The organism is Mycobacterium sp. ABE4_509, assembly GCF_056160785.1.
Map to the genome: position 1 here is coordinate 26,203 of NZ_JBSWXU010000013.1, position 22,092 is coordinate 48,294.

Consider the following 22,092-nt stretch of genomic DNA (forward strand, 5'->3'; position numbering starts at 1 on the left):
TAGCGCGGAAATGCGACGAGGTAAAACCGCCCGGGCCGGCACTCACGAGGTGGGGCCCGCGTGGTCCCGGGTGCCTGGCCCACCGGTGCTCAGGTCAGCGCAAGTGCGTGGCCGGCCGGGGCAATGCGGCCCCGTCGACAGCGATGTCGACTTCCTCGTTGTAGAACGCGACCATGCCCGCGATCGACGCCACCGCTGGCAGCGGCGTCTGGTAGGTCCAGGCGAGGTCGGGGTGCACGACCCCGCCGGCGTGCACCGACCAGTAACCCGAGGTGACCCCCTTGTACGGGCACACCGTCTGGGTGTCGGTGGCCTCCAGATGCTCGAACGCCACATCGGTCCTGTCGATGTAATACCTGGTCGGCAAACCTGTTTCGAAGAGCAGGACCGGGCTGTGGGTGTCGGCCAGCCGCACCCCGTCGAGCTCGACGGTGACCCGGCGGTGCGAACGCAGCGCGTCGACCCGCGCGTACGGGTTGCGCGGGTGTTCGTAGATCGGTTCGTCCTCCTCGAACCAGGACAGCGCCGCCCAGTCGAACCGCACCAGACCGGCCACCGGGCCGCCGCCGTCGTCGTCGAAGATCCGCGCGGCCGAGGAGTGCGTGGTCGACTTGCCGACCAGCGAGAACAACCGCGATGGGCCGAACTGCACGGTCTGGGCGCGCTGGTCGTCGCGCAGCACACCGGGCCGAACATCGGCCAGCGGCACGTAGTACTGCGGGTAGTACGGCACCTCCCACACATAGCGCGCGGCCAGCGTGTCGAAGAGCAGCTCGCCGTCGAGGTATCCACGAACCCGCCGCGGCGACGGTTCGACCCGCCCGCGCGCTGCTGCGGGCGGCGGGTAGTCGGCGGCGGGACCCGGTGCGGTGTCGGTCATGATCGGTCTCCTCGTTCATCGGTGTCGGTGTCGTCTGGCTGCTGCGATGCCGGCTCGCCGTGGACGGAGCGGCGCGGGTGCGACACCCAGCGCAGCGGCCGCAGCCGCCACGGATGGTTCTCGTGCGGCCACATCCGTTCGATGGCGGCGTTGAACTCCGCGCCCAGCAGCACCGCGAACGCGGTCAGATAGAGCCACAGCACCACCGCGATCGGCACCGCCAGCTGGCTGAAGAGGGCGTCGTCGCGGACGCTCAGCGCGAGATATGCGCGCAGGCCTGCCGAGGCGGCCAGCCACAACACCACCGCCAGTACCGCGCCGGGCAGATCGCGGCGCCACGGCGTCTTCCACGGCACGCCGACGTGATAGAGCGTTGCCAGAGCCGCCAGCACGAGCACGATGATGCTGGGCCAGAACATCTGGTCGAGCAGCCGCAGCGTGGCGTGGGCGACGGACTCGGGCGCCAGCCATTCGATGAGCCGCGGCCCGAACACCATCGGCGGCAGGATGGCGACCGCGCCGACCATAGCCCCGACGGTCATGCCCAGTGCCACCAGCCGGCGCCGCCAGCCCGGGCGCGGCGTGACGCCGTAGGCGATCGTGATGGTCTCCAGGTACCGGTTCAGCGCACGTGAGCCGGTCCAGACGCTGAGCGCCAGGCTGATGGACACCACGCTGCCCCGGGTCTGGGCGAGCACCGTGTCGACCGCGCGCTCATAGGCCGCATAGGTCGGGTCGGACAGAAACGATTCCGGGATGCCGAGAACCAGTTCGCTCAACTCGGTGCTGCCCTGCGGTCCGAGCGCAGCGGCGACGAAACCCAGCGACCCCACCAGCGCCAGCAGCAGCGCCGGCAGCGAGATCAACGTGAACAGAGCGGCTTCGGCGGCCAGACCGGGCACCCGGTCGTCGATGGTGCCGCGGCCGGTGTGCCAGATCAGCCGCGCAGTCTGCTGGGCCGGCCGGGGGAGGCGGGCGAAGCGCTGGGCGCTGCGCCGCTCGAGCTTCGAGCGGGTGGCCAGCACACGCCGCGTCACCCGTGACTGCAGTTCCCGGCGGTCGCTGTCGCTGAGCATCACCGTCGAGCCTAGGAGACCTGTCAGCCTCCGGCCGGATGGTCACGCGTGGGGTGGTTCGAGCACGCCGTTGCGTCGCGCCCGGCCGAAGTTGGCCATCACCCTGTCCAGCACGGTGCTGTAGGCCGAACCGTCGTTGACCACCTGCTCGAGCCCCCGGTGCCGGAGGTAGGTGTCGAGGCGGCGGTCCAGCGGGGCGTCCCAGCTGCCGTGCTCGGTGTACTCCGAGCACAGGAAGCCCCATGCAATTTCATCGAGTGCGGCGGCATCGAATCGGCGCACCCATGCGAGGTCCGACATCACAGTCTCCTGACGTCCTGGCTCCGATCATGCTCGTTCCTGGGCCGGTAGGGAAGACCTCGCCGGGCGGCGACCCGAACTCACATCGAGATCTCAGCAAGGCGCGGCGACGTATCTTGGAACAGGGCGGCATCGTGGTCAGCTCAGCGCGATCCCGGCCACCCCGCCGACGTAGAGCAGCAGCATCAGCACCGTCTCGAACCCGACGTTGCCGAAGCCGTGCTTCTGCCGTCGCAGCAGCCCGAGCATGAGCACCGACACCAACACGATGGACAGCGCCACCCAGGCCATGTCGGTGGCGGCGACGGCTGAGTAGATGGTGCCCTGCCGGTACACGGCGTCGAGCACCACCAGAATGAGGATGTCGAAGGTGTTGCCACCCAGGATGTCGCCGACGGCCAGCGACAACGAGCCGCGGCGCACCGCGGTGACCGCGACCACGAGTTCGGGCAGCGAGGTCGCGGCGGCGGTGAAGATTCCGCCCATCAGCGACTGGTCCATCCCCACCTGAGCTGACAGGGTGGGTGCCACCCGGGCCAGTACCCATCCGCAGCCGGCGACGAGCCCGGCCAGAACCACGAAACTGACCCAGGTCTGCAGTCCGCTCAACGGCGGCGCCTCGTCCTCGACTTTTTCGGGCGGGTTTTCCGAGGTCAGCCGCGGCTGCCACATCGGCGCCTCCTCGGCGCCGCGGGTCAACCGCAGGCCCAACAGGTAGCCCAGCACGATCAGCACCGACACCGGGTGCAGCCCGAAGCTGCCCAGACCGGGAAGTGCCATCGCCATCAGCGGCAACGCGAGCAGGCCGATCAACACCGCACCCTGCAACAGATTGGGCTCCGAGGCCGCGTCGTGTTCCAGGTTGGCACGCCGATAGGCCATGTCGGCGATCGCCAGGAACACCGTCTGCACCGCGATTCCGCCGACGGCGTTGCTGACCGCCAGTGAGGCGTCGCCTTGCACGGTGGCGGCCACCGACATGATCGACCCGGACAGGGAGGTCACCGCGCCGATCAGGATCGCACCGGTGAGCAGGCCGCCGAGCCCGGTGATCCTGGCGATCTCCTCGGCGCGGCGGGTCAGCAGTACCCCGCCGAACCCGATCAGCGCGGCGGCGAGGGCGAACAGCAGCACGTTGGCCGTCAGTGACTCAACCATCGCGCACTCTCGTCGGCATTGTCATGGTGCCGGCGTGCCCGGGGCACACGGGACCAAAACACCTGGCGCGAAGTCAGCGGCAGATCGGGTCGATGCGGCGGAAGGCATTGCGGTCGACGACGTCGGATTGCCGTGCATCGATCATCCGGTAATGGCGGACCAGGCCCAGGGCCGCGGCGCTCGGCGGCTTCGGTGATCGGCAATCGATGCCCGGGGGATTACGGCATGCGCATCCGGTCAGGCCGCCGCCACGTCGTCGTCGATCGGCGTCTGGGAAATCGTGTAACGGCCGTTACCGTTGGGGTTGGGTGAGTCGAAGTACACCCCGTCGATGTGCCAGACGGTGTTGCCCGCCGAGAGGGTGAAGTTGCCGGTGTCGCGGTAGATGGGCTGTTCGGCGTAGATGCTGGACACCGTGTGAGGCGGCACGGTGGTCTTGATCGTTTCCTTGAACGTGTGGCTCTGGGTCCACGTATGGCCGTAGGTCGCGCTGACCTCCACGGTGACGAGGTCGAACACCTTGGTGCTGGCCTTGGTGCCGATGCTGATGCTGTCGGACTGGGTCTGGGTGTCACTGATCTCGACGTCGTACTCCTGGTTTACTTCGGTGTCGTTGGCCAATTGGTGGCCCACCAGATGTTCGGCGTCGTAGGTCTCGGCTTCGTCGGTGACGTCGAAGTTGCAGCTGGCCGGTGAACCGTCATAGCAGAGCCCGTTGAGGATCTCGGCCTGTTGCTGTGCGTCGTCGGCGGTGTAGGTGATCACCGAGCCCGGCGCGTCGGTCAGGTACAGCGGCGTCAGCGTGTTGTGTTCGGTGTAGGTGCCGGTGCAGTTGCCGACCGGGCAGGTCGCCGCATACTTCGGGATCGTGCCCGTCCAGGCGTCACCTTTGATGCGGATACGGAACTTGGTCTCCCAGTAGGGAAGGTCGTCGTCGGGCCCGGTGCCCGGCACCCCCGCGAACACCGGGGTGAGTTCTCGCGCATCGTATTCCGGGCTCTCCAACTGGAACCCACCGCTGGCGCCCGGCGCGAACGTCGCCCCGATCGCCGGTGCCGAGGAGACGTTGCCACCCGGATTGGAGTTCTGCACCTCACCGTCGCTGTTGAGGTATCCGATGAACTGAATGGTGTAGCTGCTGAGGTTCCAGAACGTCCACGTGGTGCTGCGTGCGCCGACATTGCCCTCGCCCGGGACCGCAATGACGCTCACGGTGCCGTCGGCGGTGTTGGCGACGTAGACGTAGTTCTCCAGGGTGGCGATGCCGGTGGGGGCGGCGCCGACGTCGACGGTGGACACCGTCGTGGTCAGTGGATCGAACACCGCCACCGCGTCGCCGGTCTCGGTGCTGATGTACACGGTGCCGTCCGATCCGACTGTCACCCCGGTCGGGTTGTCACCGATGGCCACAGTCGCGGCTGTTCCGGTGGTGATGTCGTACTCGGTCAACGTTCCGGAGTCGGTCACGAGCAGCCCGTCGGCGTCGACGAGCACGCCGTCGGTGTTGACGATGTAGAGGCGTTGCCCGTCGGGGCTGATCGCGATGCCCTGCGGGTTGACACCGACGTCGAAAGTGGTGGTGCCGGCCGGGTCGGCGATGTCGAGCACCGACACGGTGCCGTCGCCGGAGTTGGCCACATACACGGTTTCGCCATCCGGACTGACCACCAGCGCCACGGGTGCGGTGCCCACCGGAAGGTCGTACAGCCGGGTGTAGGTGTCGATCTCGATGACCGACACCGTGCCGGCATCGGTGTTGGCGACGAACAACCATCCGTCGTCGGGGCTGACCGCCACCCCGCGCGGGCCCGCCCCGACCGCCACGGTGCGCAGCACCGAACCGTCCTTGGTGTCGATGACCGACACGGTGTCGGCATCGGTGTTGGCGACGAACAGCAGGGTGGACCGGGTTGCCGCAGCGAGCGCTGAGGGGCCGGCGCCGACGTCGATCGTGGTGACCACCTCGTGGGTGGCGGCGTCGATGACCGTGACCGTGTTGTCGTCGGTGTTGGTGACGTAGATGCGCGATTCGGTGCCGTGGCTGACCACGGCCACCGCCGAGGAGGCGACGCCGACGTCGATGGTGTCGGTCTCACGGTGGTATGCGGGTCGCAGCGGTGCGGCGATCTCGATCGTGACGCTCTGTTGCGCACTGTCGGTGATCCGCACGCTGAATCGGTCGGCGAGTTCGTCGAGGGCACTGTCCGGCGCCGCCGCCGCGAGCCTCGCGGCCTCATCGGGCTGGTAGGTGAACGACCCGTCGTCGCCGATCGTCAGCGTGCCCATGCCGACGTCGTCGACTACGTCGTAGCTCAGCGCTGCGCCGGAGGCGTCGGTGTAGTTGATGGTCCCGGTGATCTCACCGGTGTCGGCGTCGACATCGACGATCGTGTATGCCGCCGGGACGTCCACCGTGATGGTGGCTATCGTCCGTCCGGCCGTGAACGGGTTGAGCAATGAGGCCAGGCCGTGCAGGTGCCACCCGACGTCACGCACCGCGACCTCGAACACCTCAGTGTAGCCGTCGGCTCCGAGAGGCGAATCGGGTGTGTAGGTGAAGCTGCCGTCGGCGTGCAGTTGCACCGATCCCGCGGCGGGCCCGGTCAGCACCCGGAATCGCAACGGATCGCCCTCGAAGTCGCCCGCACCCAGGTCGCCGAGGACACCGGAGGGGGTGAGGGCGGTTCCGGTGGGGTCGAAGTCGATGGTCGGCGCTTTGTTGAAGAACGTCGGCTGGATGAACTCGCGGTCCAGCCAGGTCCATAGTGACCGCAGTGGCTGGGCGTGCGGTTGTGGGATGGCGCCCGCCGCTTGCGGTACCGGCGCCGCCTGCTCCTGCGGTGCGGGCTCGGCCGTCGCCGGTTGCTCGATCTCCACCTGCTCAGCCGGAGCGGGTGCAGCTGGCTGCGATAGGGAGCGCGGGCTCGGCTGTCGCGAATCACTGGGCTGTTGCGAATCACTGGCGGCGACGGCGAGGGTCGTGGGCGGTGCCGAACTGTCGGAGTCTTGGTCGGCCGGCCGCGGTTCGGTCGCCGACGAATTCTGCTGAGTGCTGTCGTCGGTGTCTGCGCGCTGTTGGGTCGAGGCCCCCGTGGTGCGCGGTGTCGCGCGGGCGTCCTCGTCGAGTTCGTCGTCGTCCTCGTCGTCGCGGGCCGCTGGTGTGTCGTCGTCTTCCGGATCCTGGCCTGAATCCGTCGGATCGTCCGGCGAGGACGTCAAGGACGTCGAGGACCGCTCCGACGAATCCTTGTCGCCGGCGCGCCCCGATGAATCATGATCGGACGCCACACCGGAATCGTCATCCGAATCAGCACGCTTCGCGCTCCGAACCGGATCTTTGTCGTCTTTCTTCCCATCAGGGTCGGAGGACTCGGAGGAGTTTGTGGCGCTGTTGGATTCGGAAGACGCAGAGCTCGAATCCGAGTTTTCGGCGTGGCTCACGCCGGCGCCGACGAAAAGCAGGAGCGCCCATCCGATACCCGCCAGGAGCGACACCGCGCTGGCTCTTGCGATGAGAAGAATTGCGCGAGGCAATGGTTCACCATTGTTCGCAGTGGCCATGGCGCACCCCCAGGTGGTGATCTGCGGTGTGACGAAGCAGTATCATGCCCAACCGAGCTGTTCGCGGTTGCAGCTGCTGTCAGCCAACAACTTTGGCGACAACGCGTCAAGGAATATACTGACGCGGGCGAAGATTCCATCGGGTCGACAGTTCGGGTTCACACCGCTGTCGTTCGTAGTTTCCGGCCGGAGCCTCCTCCGGGCTGTTCGAAGGTGTGAAAAGCGCTGTACAGCAACGATTTAAAAAACCCGCGGCGTTTTGCCGCCGAGTTCCGGTGATGGGCTCAGCAGCATGGTCACCGGGCTGCCGGGTTGCCGAGCAGTCCGATCGGCTACCTGGAGCGCACCGCTAGCCGAGGTTGTCGGTCTTCTCGGCGCCCGACCGCGCCATCGCAGGTTTGCGGGCAAGTAGTGCGGTCATTCGCAGCGCGAGATTGCGCGCGGCTATCCCTGGACGGGTCGATGGCACGAGGAAGTGGGCGCCGGCTCCCACAAGGCGCTGCCGGCGTGCGACGAGACGGCCGTGCCGGTGCTGGTAGGACTGCAGTGCGGCCAACGGATTCCGGCGATCGCCGGCGAGTGAATCGGCAAGTGTCGCCGCTCCGGCGATGGCCATCGACGATCCGTCGCCCAGCAGGGTCACCGCGCTGGCGGCGTCGCCGACCAGAGCTATGCGGCCCGTCGACCAGCGTGGCAGCCGAATGCGCGACACCGAGTCGAAGTACATGTCGTCGGCCTCGCGGGCGCCCTGGAGCAATTCTTCTGTACACCAGCCCATTCCGGTGTAGATCGAGTCGAGCAACGCGTGCTGGCCGAGTCGATCTGGAATCGATGCGATCGGCTCGGGGCGGCGAAAGATGAAGGCGGCGATGCCGTCGCCGGTTCCCGGGTGCCAGGACAGCAGTCGATTCGGCGCATTGCGCAGCAGCACCGTGTGCCCGTCGTCGAGGCGCCCACCCAGGTTGGCGGTCGCGACGAAGAGTCCGGTGGGTCTTTCGAAGCCTCCGCCGAAGGCCAACCTGCGCACGCTGGAGTGCAGTCCGTCGGCCCCCACCACCAGGTCGAAGCGCCGCGCCGGCGCGTGTGCGAACGTCACTTCGACACCGTCGCCGTCCTCGACGAGTGCGGTCACGGTGTCGCCATAGACGAATTCGGCGGCATCGCGGCCGGCGGCGGTCAGGATCGAGGACAGGTGGCTACGCGGGATCTCGATTCCGCCGTCGCGGTGCACCGGCATCCAGCCGATGCGCCGCCCGTTGTGGTCGACCGCCGCGACGCCGGTGGCCACGGTTGCCGCGTCGCGAAGTCGGGGAAGCACGCCCATGGCCGCCACGACCGGCAGCGCTGGGCCCGCAACGTCGACCGGGCTGCCACTGGACCGCTGGCCCGCGCTGCGCTCGACGACCACGACGTCGAACCCGAGCCGGCCCAGCCGATGCGCCACGGTGGCGCCGGCAATCCCTGCGCCGACCACGAGGACTGAAGTCTTCGAACTCACCTCGTCCACATTATTGCAGTTGCTGCAAAAATGCAATGACTGCAATAATGCTACGAGTGCGGCAGTCGTATCGTGGTCCGATGACCCGCCCCGAGCCGACTCTGCGCGAGCGCAAGCGGCGCCGCACCCGCGAGGCGATCGTCGCTGCCGCCCAGGAGCTGTTCGAAACCCACGGCTACGAGGCCACCACGGTGGCAGACATCGCCGACGCAGCCGAGATCGGCGCTCGGACCTTCTTCACCTATTTCGCCAGCAAGGACGAGGTGTTGCTGCCCGAGGTCGACGCTCGCATCGATGCGGTGCGCCAGGCGATAGCCACCCGCGGCGCGCACGACGGCCCGGTCGAGGTCCTTTCCCGCGCACTGGCGGCGGTGGTCGCCGGCGGCCAGGATCTCGTGGGCCCGCGGGCCGAGCTGCGAATGCGCCTCATCGGGTCCCAGCCGGGTATGCGCGGTCGAGCCGCGGCGCTGCAGGTCGATGCCGAGCGGGAGATCGCAGGTCTCCTACAGCGGGAATTTCCCGACCGACTCGACCCGGTTGCGGCGGGCGCGCTGGTGGGCGCGTTCGTCGGGTCGGTGACCGGAGCGCTGCGGGCTGTCCTCGACACCGCCGATCCCGGCGACATCGGAACCACGGCATCGGCGATCACCGATGCCGTCGACGTCGCGCTGCGACCGTGGCGCGACAACGCCTGACCGTCGGCGAGCCGGGCGCCGGTCAGCGGTAGACCAGATCGATGCGCCCGAACGCCCCCAACGCGTGGTCGTCGCAGAATGCGTCGTGGTCACGCCGGCTGCGGTCGTCGGCCTCTTCGGCGTAGCGAACGATGTCGTCGACGAACAGGTCGGGCACGCCTATCGCGTCGACGATCTCGGGTTCGACGTCGTGGTCGAGCAGACCGGCCTCGTCGGAGAGAGCGTGGGCCTGGGCGAGGACTTCGCCACAGATCTTCGCGTAGTCGCGCCACTGCTCGAACGACAGATCGTCGAGGTCGACATCGTCCCGGAACCACGAGCGCTCCCGCACCAGGAAACTGATGCCGCGGTGTTTGATGCTGCCGTAGAACCGGTCGCCGCTGACCAGCTGCACCCGCTGGCCGTGCACCACCCGGTCGGCGTTGCCGTCGACGAGGTGCTCCGATGGCGGCACCAGACTGTCCAGCGCCGACCGGCGAGCCTGCTTGAACTCGAGGAGGATGTCGTCGGAGGCGTCGGGCAGCGGTCCCTCGATCATCACGTAGTAGCGCACCAGCCCCAACGACGCGGTGCCCTGGCCGCGGCGCTCGGCGACGTCCTTGACCCGCATCGAGCCGGCGCGAGCCGGCACCGACAAACCGGACTCCTCGACGTAGCGGTCGATCAGTGCCTGGAACTCGTCACGGCGACTGGTGATCGGCACCAGCTTCTTGCTCGACTTGAAGCCCGTTCGGGTCTCGTTGTAGTACTTCTTGGCCAGCCACTTTGCCCGGGTGCCGTCGGTGGCGCCGTCGAGCAGATCGGCAACCAACTCCGGAGCGTTGTCTCGGCGCATGTCGGCGGAGCTCTCGTTGTGATTGGACGCGTAGCCGGTGATCCGGTCGACGTAGCCGCGCACGAACGACCGAGCGATCTTCGCGCGTTTACCGCGGCCGTACCCGCCGATCTCGTCGGCGGCGATCAGGAACCCGGTCGCTCCTCGCTTGAGATCCCAGGTGAAGGGGGCGTAGAAGACCTCGTCGTAATCGTTGATGCCGAAGATCGGCACGTTGTCGGCATTGGGCATCACGCCGAAGTTCTCGGGGTGGACATCGCCGGCGGCCAGCACGGTCGGCATCCAGGAGTCCTCGCCGGCCATGTCCCGGTAGAACAGCAGCGCCGTCCCGCGAAAGAACGAGAACCGCGAATCGGCCAGCTTGTCGAACTTCTCGAACGCCTCCTCGTTGTGCCGGGCGATGCGCAGCTGGTGGTCTTCCCGGATGGTCTGGCGGACGTGGACGCGCCGGTCGTTTCCGGTCAGCGTCCTCGGCAGTGCCACCATCTCGCCGGCGGCCCGGGCCTGGGCCAGGGCTTTGAACGCCGACATCCGCGATGCGGTCCGTCGGCTCGAGCCGCGCGGTTCGTCGCGGGCCGACACCCGCCCGCCGGCGTCGGTCTGGTCGATATCGCCGTCGTCGGGGAGCACCTCGCCGGTCTGCCCGTACGTGCTGTTCTCCGTGAGCGCGGTCAGGATCTCGGTCTTGCGGGCCTTCGCAGGCAGGTCCAGCCCCAGTGCCCTGGCCGTGTTGTACAGCTCGTCGCGGGTCGCGGCTCTCTCGTTCATACCCGTCTGATCTATCCAGCGACCGGCCCGGCGAAACCGATTCCGGTCGACGCCGCCGCCTGAACGCGGAATTCTCAGCCAAATCATAACAAATACTATTCAAATAATGGTTACTATCTGAATATGACAGCCAATGAGAAACCGCGCCGTCTCACCCGCGCGGAGGCCCGGGCCCAGACCCGGGAACGGTTACTCGATGCAGCCGCCGAAGTCTTCGCCAGGAAGGGCTACGGCGCCGCATCGGTCGAGCAGGTCGCCGAGGCCGCGGGTTTCTCCGTCGGCGCGGTGTACTCCAACTTCTCCGGCAAGGAGCAGCTGTTCAGCGAGTTGATGGCCGAACGGGCCGCGGGCCGGGTCGACGCGATCGTCGAGGCCATGCAGTCCGCCCGCGCGCAGGGGGGTGACCCGCTGGGTGCGCTCGGCCGGATGCTGATCGCCGCCGCCGACAAGGACATCGAGGTGGCGGCGCTGCAGACCGAGTTCTGGTTGCACGCGGTGCGCAACCCCGACGCCATGCAGGTGCTGGCGCGGGGCACCGACCGCACGCTCGGGCTGCTGCGCGACGTGGTGGCCGGGCTGCTCGACGATCACGGTGTCGACGCCAGCGTCACCCCGGAGTCCTTCGCCGTCGTGGTGCTCGCGCTCTACCAGGGCCTGGTGCGGCAGCGCCGCACCGACCCGGCGCGCGTCTCCGAGGAACTGTTCGGCCAGGTGCTGTCCTGGCAGCTCGCCGGAATGCCCAAAGCCACCGAAGCCACCGAAGCCACCGACCGGAAGTAGGAGCCCACATGGACAACATCGCCGCCATCTTCATCTACGCCATCCCCGCCTTCCTGGTGCTGATGGCCATCGAGTACCTCGGCTACTACCGGGAGAAGCGTGACGCCGCGCGAGACGCCGCCGCGACAGCCCGGCCCAAGGCCGGAGTGTCGGCGCGCGACTCGGCAGCCAGCGTGTCGGTCTACGCGATCGGCCGCGTGGTCAAACCGCTGGACAAGTTCGTCGAGTTGCCGATCGTGGCACTCGCCGCTGCGGTGGCACCGGTGACGCTGTCGGCCTCACAGTGGTGGGTCTGGGTGCTCGCCGTGCTCGGCGCCGATCTCGCCTACTACGTCAAACATCGCATGTCACACCGGATCCGGCTGTTCTGGACCGGCCACAGCGTGCACCACTCCAGCCAGCACTTCAACCTGTCCACGGCACTGCGGCTGCCGTGGCTGATCCCGGGCGCTTTCCTGACCTCGGTGGTGTACGTGCCACTCGCCCTGATCGGGATCCCGGTCTGGATGATCTTCCTGGCCCAGGCGATCGTGCTGCTGTTCCAGTTCCCGGTGCACACCGAGCGGGTCGACCGGCTGCCGCGCCTCATCGAGTTCGTATTCAACACCCCGTCGCACCACCGGGTGCACCACGGGGCCAACAACCCGTACCTGGACAAGAACTACGGCGGCATCCTGATCATCTGGGACCGGCTGTTCGGCAGCTACGCCGAGGAGGTCGAACCGGTGCGGTTCGGGCTGACCAAGAACATCGACACCTTCAACCCGATCAAGGTCAACTACCACGAGTTCGCGCTGATGGTCGGTGACGTGTGGCGGGCACAGACCTGGCGCGGCCGCTTCGGCTACCTGCTCAAACCGCCGGGCTGGTCGGAGCGCGCCACAGCCGAGGTCCTCGGCCCCGTCGAGCGCGAGCAGGTGGTCGAGGCGCGCCAGCTGGTCTGAATCCGCAACGAGCGTACGGTTTCTGACGAATACCGATGTGGTCCCGTCAGAAACCGTACGCTCGCGCGGTAGGGCTGAGCGGAGCAGACGCCGGCCGCCGTTCCGGTGCCGGCCTACACCGTGCCGGCGGGCTGACTGTGCGTTTAGTCCGAGCGCGACCGGGAAACGTCAACGTCGACGGTGCCGGCGACGATCGGGGTGGTCGTGAACCTGTTGAACATCGGTTTGGTAGTGGCCGCGGGATCGGTCCTGGTGCTGACGTTGTTCTCCGAGCGGCTGAGTTCGGCGAGCCTGCCGGCACCGCTGCTCGCGGTCGCGCTCGGCGCGGTGCTGGGGCCGCACGCGCTGGACCTGCTGCCATTCGACCGGCTGGCCGAGTACCGGGACCCTCTGCTGGAGGAGGGGTCGCGCCTGGCGCTCGGCGTCGGTCTGGTCGGTGTCGCGCTGCGGCTGCCGCACGGGTACTGGCGGCGCAACTGGCGCTGGATCGCCGGCATCATCGGCGCCGGGATGGCGGTGATGTGGCTGACCGCGGCCGGTCTGCTGGTGGCCGTGGGCATGCCGCTGACGATCGCGCTGCTGATCGGCGCGATGCTCACCCCGACCGATCCCATCACCACCACTCCCGTGGTCACCGGGGCCAACGCCGAAAAGTACGTCCCCGCGAGAGTTCGGTTCAACTTGTCCGGGGAGAGCGGGGTCAACGACGGCCTCGGCTTTCTGTTCGTCATGCTGCCGCTGCTGCTGTTGACCCTTGAACCGCCCGGCCGCGCCTGGGGCGACTGGCTGCTCGAGGTCGTGCTGTGGCAGGTGTTGGGCGCAACGGTGCTGGCCGCCCTGCTGGGGTGGGTATTGGGCAAGCTCTACGTCGCTTGCCGGCGGCGCGGCTATCTTGACGACGGCAGCCTGCTCATCGTCGCCATCCCGGTCGGGTTGTTCACACTCGGCCTACTCAAACTCATCGGAACCGACGGCATCCTGGGTGTCTTCGTCGCGGCCGCGATGTTCGGACAGGTGGTCGGGCAGTCGGCCGAGAACATCCAGGACACCGTCGCCGACGCGCTGACCCGGCTGTTGATGATCCCGCTGTTCCTGCTGCTCGGTGTCTTCCTGCCGTTTGCGGAGTGGACCGCGCTGGGGCCGGTATCGCTGCTGGGTCTGGCAGCGGCGGTGTTCGTGCGTCGGGCCGTGGCGGTGTGGCTGGTCAGCCCCGCCTACCGCGGTCTGCACAGCCGCCCCGAACTCGCCTTCATGAGCTGGTTCGGCCCGATCGGCGTGTCGGCGCTGTACTACGCGATGGACGCCTCGAGCCGGATGGGTGACGACCGCATCTTCACCTATGTGTCCTTCGCGATCGCGGTTTCCGTGGTGCTGCACGGCCTGTCGACCGTGCCGCTGAGCAAGTGGCTGAGCACTCACGACAGCCGCACCACGGAAACCGCTGCCGGCGAACAGGGTTAAGCGGCGGGGCTTAACCCACTCGGCCGGACACGTACTGCTCGGTGCGCTCGTCTTCCGGATTGGTGAAGATCCGGTCCGTCTGGTTGTACTCGACGAGGCGGCCGCGGGGATTCTCCTCGTCGTCGTCGAGCTGCACCATCAGGAACGCGGTCATGTCCGACACCCGCGCCGCCTGCTGCATGTTGTGAGTGACCACGATGATGGAGTAGTCCTTCTTCAGTTCCATCATCAGATCCTCGATCCGGCCGGTCGAGATCGGGTCGAGCGCCGAGCAGGGCTCGTCCATCAGCACCACATCCGGCTTGGTGGCGATCGACCGCGCGATGCACAACCGCTGCTGCTGACCGCCGGACATGCCGTAGGCGTTGTCGTCCAACCGGTCCTTGACGTCATCCCACAGTGCGGCCCGGGTCAGGGCTTCCTCGACGATGTCCTCGAGCTCGCTCTTCTTGGTCGTACCGAGGATCCGCGGCCCGAAGGCGATGTTCTCGAAGATCGATTTCGGGAACGGGTTGGGCGCCTGGAACACCATCCCGATGCGCTTGCGCACCTCGACGGCATCGACGGACGGGTCGTAGAGGTCCTGACCGTGATAGTGGATGTGCCCCTCGATGCTGGCGGCCGGGATGAGGTCGTTCATCCGGTTGAAGCACCGGATCAACGTGCTCTTGCCGCACCCCGACGGCCCGATCAGCGCGGTGATGTTGTTCTTGTAGATGTCGAACGTGACGTCTTCGACCGCGGGTTTCTTGCCGTAGCGGACGGTGAGATCTTCGACGGCGAAAAGCGTTTCGCGTTCGGTTTCGCTCTGCGGCTCACCGCGCTGTTCACGCGACTCGCGGGCGGTCTCCTCGACCGAGGGCAGCGCCTGCACGGCCGGCCGCTCGTCCGGGCCGGTGTCCTGCTGAGGCTCGTTTCCGGTTGGGGCAGTCGTCTTCTCTGTCATGGTGTCCTCACCAACGTTGTTCGTATCGATTGCGAAGGAAGATCGCGAACGAGTTCATCGCCAGCAACAGCACCAGCATCACGATGATGCCTGCCGCAGCCAGAATGATGTACTCCTCCTGTGCTCTGGCGAAATAGTTGAAGATCTGAACCGGCAGAACCGTGTACCTGTCGAAGAATCCCTCCGGGACGAATGTGACGAACGTTGCCGCCCCGACCAGCAGCAGTGGTGCCGTCTCCCCGATGGCCCGGCCCACCGCGAGGATCACCCCGGTGGCGATACCTGGGATCGACGCCGGCAGCACCTGGTGCCGAATGGTCTCCCATTGCGTCGCGCCGACCGCCAGCGACGCCTGCCGAATCGAGGGTGGGACGGCGCGGATCGCTTCGCGCGCTGCGAGGATGACCGTCGGCAGCACCAGCAGGGCCAGCGTGATCGAACCCGCAGCGACGACGAAGCCCAGACTGAGCGGTCCGCGGACGATGAACGCCAGGCCCAGAATGCCGTAGACGATCGACGGAACCGCGGCGAGGTTCTGGATGTTCAACTCGATCAATCGGTTCCACCAACGTTCCCGGTCGGCGTATTCCTCGAGGTAGATCGCCGCCCCCACCCCGAGCGGGACCACCAGCGCGATGACTCCGCCGATCACGAAGATCGAACCGACGATCGCGTTGAGGAAGCCGGAGTCCTCCGGGAACGGTGCGGTCGGCTCGGTGAACAGCTCGATGCCCAGCCGCGGGAAGCCCTCGACGAAGGCGTCGATGATCAGCGCCGCCAGACCCGCCATCGACAGTGAGATCATCAGCAGCAGAAAGGCATAGAAAAGGTTCCCGCTCACTCGCTCTCCGGTGGGGCGACGCCCCAGGTGAGCTTCGGTGGCGGCCCGGGCGCCGGAGGTGGCCAGCCGGGTCCGCGGAGTGTAGGTCTTCGTGCTCATTCGTACACCTGCCTGTACTTGCGCACCAACCGGATGCTGATCGCGTTCATCGCCAGCGTCATCACGAACAACAGCAGGCCGACGGCGAAAATCGTGTCGTATTCGATGGTGCCGGTGGCGATGTCGCCGGTAGCGGTGACGCCGATGTAGGCCGTCATGGCCTGGATGGACTCGGTGAAGGTGATGTCGAGGTTCGGGCTGTTGCCCGCGGCCATCAGGACCACCATGGTCTCGCCGATCGCGCGGGAGACACCCAGCACGATCGCGGCGACGATGCCGGACAATGCAGCCGGGAAGACGACCCGGACGGACACGCGGGCGCGACTGGCTCCCAGGGCGTAGGCGCCGTTGCGCAGTCCCTGCGGCACCGCCGACATCGCGTCATGGGAGATCGAGGCGATGATCGGTACGATCAGCAGCCCGATCGCCAGGCCGGCCGCGCCGGCGTTGAAGACGTTGGGGCCGTCGCCCAGGAAACCTGGCCAGTGGTCCTGCAGCAGCGGGGTGATGAACGAGAACGCGAAGAAGCCGAACGCCACCGTCGGGACACCCTCGAGTACTTCGAGGATGGGCTTGACGATCTTGCGCACCCAGTCTGGGGCGTACTCGCTGAGGTAGATCGCCGCGCCGAGCCCGAGCGGGATGGCGGCGAGCAGCCCCCACAGCACGACGCTGACGGTGCCCGCGACCAGCGGGAGGACTCCGAAGCTCTCCGGTACGAACGACGGGGACCACCGCGTGCCGAACAGGAAGTCGAGTGGCGCAACGGTTTGGAAGAACTGCAGCGCGGGACCGACGAGTGACACCACGATCGCGACCGTGGTCGCCACCGACAGCGCCGCGCAGATGGCCAGGATGGCCTTGATGATCTTCTCGCCGTAGCGAGTTTTGCCTTGGAGCCGGGGCGGTTGATCACGCCTGGCCAGGTCCGCAGCGGTGAGTGTGTCTCGTGAAACCACGGGTTACCTGCTTTCCCAGTAGTTGAAGTAGTCGGCACCGCCCCGGATCCCGGTCGGCCGGTCTGTGCGAACAACCGGCCGACCGGGTCGGGTACCTGCCTCAGAATGGGACGTTCGGTCAGCCGGAGGTGAGGCTTTCGACCTTGTCCCTGGCTTCTTGGAGCTGCTCATCGGTGAGCGGGATGAAGCCCGCCTTCGGCGCGACCTCGTTGACGTTGTCGAGGAAGTAGTTCACGAACGCCGCGACCTCGGGGCGCTGCAGAGCTTCCGCTGACGGGTAGATGTAGAGCTGGCGTCCCAACGGGTTGTAGGCGCCACTCTGGGTGGCGTCCACAGTCGGCGCGGTGCATTCGCCGGAGTCGTTCTGGATCTCCAGCGCCTTGAGCCGGTCCTCGTTCTCCTGGAAGTAGGAGTAGCCGAAGTATCCGATCCCCCCCGGTGAGCCGGCGACACCGGTGACCGTGGCGTTGTCGTCCTCGCCGACGATGTTGACGCCTTCAGAGCGCTGTGCGCCCTCCTCGCCGGTGACCGCCTCGGTGAAGTAGTCGAAGGTTCCGGAGTCCGCACCCGGGCTGAAGATCTGCAGCTCTTCCTGGAACGGCGGATCCAGGTTCGGCACGTCGGCCCACGATGCCGCGGCGGCTTCGGGTCCGTAGATGGCCTGCAGCTGGTCGACCGACACGCAGGTGACCGGGTTCTCCGGGTTCACCACGACCGATAGCGCGTCGTTGGCGACGGTGATCTCCTCCCACTGGATGCCCGCCTGCTCGCAGGCTTGGCGCTCCTCGTCACTGATCTGACGCGACGCATCCGAGATCGCGGTCTCGCCGTTGCAGAACTTCTCGAAGCCGCCGCCGGTGCCCGAGGTGCCCACCGACACCCGCACGTCCGGGTTCTCCTGCTGGAACATCGCCGCGACCGGCTCGGTGAGCGGGGCGACCGTGCTCGAGCCGTCGATGATGATGTCGCCGGACAGGTTCTCGCCGCCGGCGCTGTCGCCGCCGCCTTCGCCGCCCGAACCGCACGCGGTGAGCAGGAGGGCGGAGCTCGCCACCACGCTCATCGCCACCGTTCGCGGACTGTGCCGCTGTCCCATGATCGTCCTCCTCAGTCTGGGTGGATTTGCCAAGCCTGTGCCCGGCTGCAGTGCGCATAGCCCGTGAGGTGGAGCGAAGGTCGTCATCCGATGAACACGAAGTGAATGATCGCGTCGTGAGCAGCATCGGCCCAGCACGTTATCGGAATGTTATGCAGGCCCGGTTTGCAACAAATTCCCAGCTGGCTGCCGCTTCATGGCGACCAAAAGATTTGCCGGCAGTTGGTATTACGGTCAGGTCGACGGCGTGAGCTCCGCCGCCCCGAACGACACGTTGAACCGGTCGCACCAGATGCTGACACTGGTCAGCCCGTCGACGTCGGTGCCGGCCGGGACCGGATAGTTGGCGCTGCCGCGGTTTCCCTTCAGCGAGCCGAGGTCGACCCAGCGGCCGTCGTCGAACACCCCGGCGCCCTCGAGTCCGGGGGTGACCGGTGCGTCGGTGAGCCACACCTTCAGGTCCGGGCCGTCACTGGTTTCGAGATCGGCGACGCGCACCACCAGTGAGTCGTCGGGCAGACGCAGCAACTGCACCGCCCCGCTGGTCTCGTGCTCCTGGCTGACCAGATCCCCCTGGGACACCACCTCGGTGACCGCGGCGCCGGTTGCGGTGACCTGTGGGCCCGGAACGTCCGGGCCGGCCGCCACCGTGGGTGGGGCCTCGTCGACGGTGGTGTTGGTGAACAGCTTCCACGGCTGGAACCAGTACGCGCCGAAACCGGCAGCCACGACGAGGACGACGAGGCCGGCGATCACGGCGGGGTGGCGCAGAAAGCGCAGCCGCGACCGGGGCGGCTCATTCGATTCGCTCACCAGCAGATTATCGGGCGCCCGGGCGCCGTCCGTGGCCGATCCCGGGAATCCGGTGACGGTGCACCGGCAGGTGCCGGTGCCGTCGGGTCACAATACGGGGGTGACCGTCGGACTGATCTGTGCGATCGAAGAGGAACGGGCCCACCTGGGCCGCGAGCTGGTTGCGGGCAGGAGCGAGGTGATCGCGCACGCGCGGTTCGACACCGGGGTGCTCGACGGTCACGAGGTGGTGCTGGTCGGTGCGGGCATGGGCAAGGTCAACGTCGCGGTTGTCGCCAGCCTGCTCGCCGACCGGTTCGGTTGCCGCGCAATCGTTTTCTCCGGGGTGGCTGGAGGTCTGGATCCGGCCCTGGGCATCGGCGACATCGTGGTCGCCGATCGCGCGATCCAGCACGACGCCGGTGTCATCGAGACCGGCGGACTGCAGCATTACCAGGCCGGCCACGTTCCCTTCATCAATCCGACCGGAGAATTCGGCTACCGGGTCGACGCCGACCTGCACTCGCGGGTTCGCGACCGGCTCGACGGACTGACGCTGCCACCGGTGTCGCGTGCCGCGGGCGGCTCCGAACGTCCGCCGCGGATCGTCTACGGCACCGTGCTGACCGGCGATCAGTTCCTGCACGACGAGCCCACCCGGCAACGGTTGCACAGCGAGCTGGGCGGATCCGCGGTCGAGATGGAGGGAGCGGCCGTCGCGCAGGTGTGCCAGGCGTTCGGCATTCCGTGGCTGGTGATCCGCGCGCTGTCCGACCTGGCCGGCCGGGACTCCAGCTTCGACTTCGCGGCGTTCGTCGACGAGGTGTCCGCCAGCTCGGCCGCCATTCTGCGCCGGCTGCTGCCGGCGCTCTGAGCAAAGCGCCGCGGTGTGCGAGACTGAGTCGGCCCAGCGTATGGATGCGCGCGGATTCCGCGGCACGACGGACGGACTCACACTTCCACGATGACCGAATCGACGTCGACGCCCGGTCCCGCCGAACCTGACGACTCGATGCAAGGGGCGGTCCTGATCTGTCTGACCGCGCTGGTCGCCGGAGCGGTCATCGGGCTGGTCGGCGGCGCCTTCCGGTGGTGTCTGGAACAAGCCGAGCGGCTCCGCCTCGACCTGGTCGACTGGGCACACAGCCTGCCGGGACCCAGCTGGCTGATCCCGATCGCCGCGGCCGCGATCGGGGCCACGCTGGCCAGAATGATCGTGATGTGGGTCCCGCTGGCCGCGGGCAGCGGTATCCAGCATGTCGAGGCCGTGTATCGGCGCGAGGCCAAGCCCCCGTCGATCCACCTGCTGCCGGCGAAGTTCGTCGGCGGTGTGCTCGGCATCGGGTCAGGTCTGGTACTCGGGCGTGAGGGGCCGACGGTGCACATGGGTGCGGCGATCGGCGCCGAGGCCGCGCGCCGGGTGCGGCTACCCATCGACGAGGTCAGGATGATGCAGACGGCCCTCGGCGGGGCCGGACTCGCCGTGGCGTTCAACGCGCCACTGGGCGGCACCCTGTTCACCCTCGAGGAAGTCACCAAGTCGTTCCGGGTGAAGACCGTGCTGGCGACCCTGTGCGCGGCGGCCTCCGGCGTCGGGGTGATGCGCTGGGTGCTGGGGAACCGGCCGGACTTCCTGGTCAACACGATCGCCGCCCCGGAACTGCGCTGGCTGTGGATGTTCGCCCTGTTCGGCGTCCTCACCGGGATCATCGGGGCGATCTACAACCGCCTGGTGCTGTGGTTCCTCGACAAGGTCGGCGCCATCGGGCGGGTGCACCCGCTGGGCAAGGCCACCATCGTCGGCGCGATCGTCGGGTTGGCGATGTTCGTCTATCCGCTTGCCGTCGGCGGCGGCGATGTGCTGACCGAGATGATCCTCAGCGGGCAATACTTCGTGCTGCCGGTCATCGTCGGCTATCTGCTGGTGCGGTTCGTCGCGGGGCCGCTGTCCTACTCCGCGGCGGTGCCCGGCGGGCTGTTCGCGCCGCTGCTGGCACTCGGTGCGCTGTGGGGCCTGCTGTTCGTCGGCGTCGTGGACGCGGTCTGGCCGGGGGATCTGGCTGGCCTGGGGATCCCGATGGCCCTGGTGGGGATGGCCGCTTTCTTCGCCGCGACGGTGCGCGCCCCGGTGACCGCGATCGTGCTGGTCATCGAGATGACCGCGACCACCGAGGCCGCCATCCCGATGCTCGCGGCCACCGCGGCGGCCGTGCTGACCGCCACCCTGGTCGGATCCCCGCCGATCTACGACAGCCTGCGCGAACGCATGCCCCCCGAAGTCCCCGAGAAGAGCTGACACCGTTTCCGGCGCCGGTCGCACCCGGCTTGGCTACCGTGACGACGTAGGCAGACAGCGTGCGCACGAGCGGAGGCCCGCCATGGACGACCTGCGACCGGACCGGATCATGGCCATCGGTGCCGGTTACACGACCGCCAAGGTGCTGCTGTCAGCGGTGGGGATGGGGCTGTTCACCGTGTTGGGGGACCAGCAGATGACGGCGGCCGAGATCGCCGAGCGGCTCGGGCTGGTGGCGCGCCCGGCCACCGACTTCCTAGACACCCTGGTGTCGGTCGACCTGCTCGACCGCGACGGTGACGGCCCGTCCGCCCGGTACCGCAACACCGCCGAGACCGCGCTCTTCCTCGACGAGCGCAGCCCGGCCTACCAGGGCGGCCTGCTCAACATCTGGGAGGAACGCAACTATCGCTACTGGGCGGATCTGACCGAGGCGCTGCGGACGGGGCGGGCGCAGAGCGAGGTCAAACACTCCGGTCGCCCGTTCTTCGAGAACATGTACTCCGACCCGCAGCGGCTCGAGGTCTTCATGGCGGCCATGGACGCCTCCTCCCGGCGCAACTTCGAGCTGCTCGCCGCCCGGTTCCCGTTCCAGGACCATCAGCGGTTGTGTGACGTCGGGGGCGCCGACGGGCTGCTGACCCGCATCGTCGCCGCGGCGCACCCGCACCTGGACTGTGTCAGTTTCGATCTGCCGGCGGTGACCGAGATCGCGCACCGCAGGATCACCGAGACAGGCCTCGGCGACCGGGTGCAGGCGGTGGCCGGCAGTTTCCTCACCGACCCGCTGCCCGCCGCGGACGTCATCACGATGGGAATGATCCTGCACGACTGGAACCTCGAGCAGAAACGTGCGCTGATCGCCAAGGCCTACGCCGCGCTGCCCGAGGGCGGGGCGTTCATCGTGATCGAGTCCCTGATCGACGACGCCCGGCGCACCAACACCTTCGGCTTGACCATGTCTTTGAACATGTTGATCGAGTTCGGCGACGCATTCGACTACACCGCCGCGGACTTCCGGCAATGGTGCACCGAGGCCGGTTTCCGGTCGTTCGAAACCATCGCACTCGACGGCCCGTCGAGCGCAGCGGTCGCCTACAAGTAGTG

19 protein-coding genes are annotated in these 22,092 nt (G+C 67.6%); 7 read left to right on the forward strand and 12 right to left on the reverse strand.

The genetic code is table 11. The annotated features are described in order from the left end of the window. Positions 1-94: 94 nt before the first annotated feature. The 6 genes from ACXAID_RS04940 to ACXAID_RS04965 form a co-directional block, all read right to left on the reverse strand. Complete coding sequence (locus ACXAID_RS04940) at positions 95-880, reverse strand: DUF427 domain-containing protein (RefSeq protein ID WP_475021070.1); 786 nt, start codon at positions 878-880, stop codon at positions 95-97. After that, entirely contained in the window at positions 877-1,956 is a 1,080-nt protein-coding gene (locus ACXAID_RS04945) for a YihY/virulence factor BrkB family protein (RefSeq protein ID WP_475021071.1), read from the reverse strand. Before ACXAID_RS04945 ends, ACXAID_RS04940 begins: the two co-directional genes overlap by 4 nt. 42 nt (positions 1,957-1,998) lie before the next feature. Continuing rightward, entirely contained in the window at positions 1,999-2,256 is a 258-nt protein-coding gene (locus ACXAID_RS04950; protein WP_475021072.1) for a hypothetical protein, read from the reverse strand. A gap of 138 nt (positions 2,257-2,394) precedes the next feature. Beyond that, entirely contained in the window at positions 2,395-3,414 is a 1,020-nt protein-coding gene (locus tag ACXAID_RS04955) for a sodium:calcium antiporter (protein WP_475021073.1), read from the reverse strand. Between the two features lie 237 nt (positions 3,415-3,651). Continuing rightward, entirely contained in the window at positions 3,652-6,702 is a 3,051-nt protein-coding gene (locus ACXAID_RS04960; RefSeq protein WP_475021074.1) for a beta-propeller fold lactonase family protein, read from the reverse strand. Between the two features lie 622 nt (positions 6,703-7,324). Beyond that, a complete protein-coding gene (locus ACXAID_RS04965; RefSeq protein ID WP_475021075.1) occupies positions 7,325-8,473 on the reverse strand; it encodes an FAD-dependent monooxygenase in 1,149 nt (382 codons plus the stop codon). Positions 8,474-8,553: 80 nt separating this feature from the next. Here ACXAID_RS04965 and ACXAID_RS04970 point away from each other — a divergent pair, with 80 nt between their 5' ends. Then, positions 8,554-9,168 carry a TetR/AcrR family transcriptional regulator gene (locus ACXAID_RS04970; protein ID WP_475021076.1) on the forward strand — a complete coding sequence of 205 codons (615 nt, stop codon included), beginning with the start codon at positions 8,554-8,556 and terminating at the stop codon, positions 9,166-9,168. Between the two features lie 22 nt (positions 9,169-9,190). On the opposite strand, the gene ACXAID_RS04975 is transcribed toward ACXAID_RS04970, so the two are convergent. Then, positions 9,191-10,771, reverse strand: coding sequence for a DUF2252 domain-containing protein (locus ACXAID_RS04975; protein ID WP_475021077.1), 1,581 nt, complete (start codon positions 10,769-10,771; stop codon positions 9,191-9,193). Between the two features lie 123 nt (positions 10,772-10,894). Here ACXAID_RS04975 and ACXAID_RS04980 point away from each other — a divergent pair, with 123 nt between their 5' ends. The 3 genes from ACXAID_RS04980 (at position 10,895) to ACXAID_RS04990 (ending at position 13,956) form a co-directional block, all read left to right on the forward strand. Continuing rightward, positions 10,895-11,551 carry a TetR/AcrR family transcriptional regulator gene (locus ACXAID_RS04980; RefSeq protein WP_475021078.1) on the forward strand — a complete coding sequence of 219 codons (657 nt, stop codon included), beginning with the start codon at positions 10,895-10,897 and terminating at the stop codon, positions 11,549-11,551. A gap of 8 nt (positions 11,552-11,559) precedes the next feature. Continuing rightward, positions 11,560-12,495: a sterol desaturase family protein gene (locus tag ACXAID_RS04985; RefSeq protein WP_475021079.1), complete on the forward strand. Its 936-nt coding sequence runs from the start codon at positions 11,560-11,562 to the stop codon at positions 12,493-12,495. Between the two features lie 180 nt (positions 12,496-12,675). Continuing rightward, positions 12,676-13,956, forward strand: a complete 1,281-nt coding sequence (locus tag ACXAID_RS04990; protein ID WP_475021080.1) for a cation:proton antiporter domain-containing protein — start codon at positions 12,676-12,678, stop codon at positions 13,954-13,956. A 10-nt stretch (positions 13,957-13,966) separates the two neighbouring features. Here the strand turns inward: ACXAID_RS04990 and pstB are convergent, their stop codons facing one another. From pstB to ACXAID_RS05015, 5 genes are all read right to left on the reverse strand, one after another. Beyond that, the gene (pstB, locus tag ACXAID_RS04995; protein WP_475021081.1) at positions 13,967-14,902 is read right to left on the reverse strand and encodes a phosphate ABC transporter ATP-binding protein PstB; all 936 of its coding nucleotides are present in this window, start codon (positions 14,900-14,902) and stop codon (positions 13,967-13,969) included. 7 nt (positions 14,903-14,909) lie between these two features. Further along, positions 14,910-15,842 carry a phosphate ABC transporter permease PstA gene (gene pstA / locus ACXAID_RS05000; protein WP_475021082.1) on the reverse strand — a complete coding sequence of 311 codons (933 nt, stop codon included), beginning with the start codon at positions 15,840-15,842 and terminating at the stop codon, positions 14,910-14,912. Beyond that, on the reverse strand, positions 15,839-16,801 hold the full coding sequence (gene pstC / locus ACXAID_RS05005) for a phosphate ABC transporter permease subunit PstC (protein WP_475021083.1): 963 nt from the start codon (positions 16,799-16,801) through the stop codon (positions 15,839-15,841). Before pstC ends, pstA begins: the two co-directional genes overlap by 4 nt. 118 nt (positions 16,802-16,919) lie before the next feature. Next, positions 16,920-17,897 (reverse strand): phosphate ABC transporter substrate-binding protein PstS family protein, encoded by a 978-nt coding sequence (locus ACXAID_RS05010; protein WP_475021084.1) that lies wholly within the window; start codon positions 17,895-17,897, stop codon positions 16,920-16,922. A 234-nt stretch (positions 17,898-18,131) separates the two neighbouring features. Then, a complete protein-coding gene (locus ACXAID_RS05015) occupies positions 18,132-18,710 on the reverse strand; it encodes a DM13 domain-containing protein (protein WP_475021085.1) in 579 nt (192 codons plus the stop codon). A gap of 100 nt (positions 18,711-18,810) precedes the next feature. On the opposite strand from ACXAID_RS05015, the gene ACXAID_RS05020 reads away from it, so the two are divergent. The 3 genes from ACXAID_RS05020 to ACXAID_RS05030 all read left to right on the forward strand — a co-directional run bounded on the left by ACXAID_RS05020 (position 18,811) and on the right by ACXAID_RS05030 (position 22,090). Then, positions 18,811-19,563, forward strand: coding sequence for a 5'-methylthioadenosine/adenosylhomocysteine nucleosidase (locus ACXAID_RS05020; protein WP_475021086.1), 753 nt, complete (start codon positions 18,811-18,813; stop codon positions 19,561-19,563). 90 nt (positions 19,564-19,653) lie between these two features. Then, entirely contained in the window at positions 19,654-20,985 is a 1,332-nt protein-coding gene (locus tag ACXAID_RS05025; protein WP_475021087.1) for a ClC family H(+)/Cl(-) exchange transporter, read from the forward strand. A gap of 82 nt (positions 20,986-21,067) precedes the next feature. Beyond that, a complete protein-coding gene (locus ACXAID_RS05030) occupies positions 21,068-22,090 on the forward strand; it encodes a methyltransferase (RefSeq protein WP_475021088.1) in 1,023 nt (340 codons plus the stop codon). Positions 22,091-22,092 lie beyond the last annotated feature (2 nt).

What these genes read in the sequence shown, in the direction of transcription:
- ACXAID_RS04940 (WP_475021070.1), bottom strand. Translation starts at nt 880, where the DNA reads ATGACCGACACCGCACCGGGTCCCGCCGCCGACTACCCGCCGCCCGCA.
- ACXAID_RS04970 (WP_475021076.1), top strand. Translation starts at nt 8,554, where the DNA reads ATGACCCGCCCCGAGCCGACTCTGCGCGAGCGCAAGCGGCGCCGCACC.
- ACXAID_RS04985 (WP_475021079.1), top strand. Translation starts at nt 11,560, where the DNA reads ATGGACAACATCGCCGCCATCTTCATCTACGCCATCCCCGCCTTCCTG.
- ACXAID_RS05030 (WP_475021088.1), top strand. Translation starts at nt 21,068, where the DNA reads ATGGACGACCTGCGACCGGACCGGATCATGGCCATCGGTGCCGGTTAC.
- ACXAID_RS04980 (WP_475021078.1), top strand. Translation starts at nt 10,895, where the DNA reads ATGACAGCCAATGAGAAACCGCGCCGTCTCACCCGCGCGGAGGCCCGG.
- ACXAID_RS04955 (WP_475021073.1), bottom strand. Translation starts at nt 3,414, where the DNA reads ATGGTTGAGTCACTGACGGCCAACGTGCTGCTGTTCGCCCTCGCCGCC.
- pstA (WP_475021082.1), bottom strand. Translation starts at nt 15,842, where the DNA reads ATGAGCACGAAGACCTACACTCCGCGGACCCGGCTGGCCACCTCCGGC.
- ACXAID_RS05010 (WP_475021084.1), bottom strand. Translation starts at nt 17,897, where the DNA reads ATGGGACAGCGGCACAGTCCGCGAACGGTGGCGATGAGCGTGGTGGCG.
- pstB (WP_475021081.1), bottom strand. Translation starts at nt 14,902, where the DNA reads ATGACAGAGAAGACGACTGCCCCAACCGGAAACGAGCCTCAGCAGGAC.
- ACXAID_RS04950 (WP_475021072.1), bottom strand. Translation starts at nt 2,256, where the DNA reads ATGTCGGACCTCGCATGGGTGCGCCGATTCGATGCCGCCGCACTCGAT.
- ACXAID_RS04945 (WP_475021071.1), bottom strand. Translation starts at nt 1,956, where the DNA reads ATGCTCAGCGACAGCGACCGCCGGGAACTGCAGTCACGGGTGACGCGG.
- ACXAID_RS04975 (WP_475021077.1), bottom strand. Translation starts at nt 10,771, where the DNA reads ATGAACGAGAGAGCCGCGACCCGCGACGAGCTGTACAACACGGCCAGG.
- ACXAID_RS05025 (WP_475021087.1), top strand. Translation starts at nt 19,654, where the DNA reads ATGACCGAATCGACGTCGACGCCCGGTCCCGCCGAACCTGACGACTCG.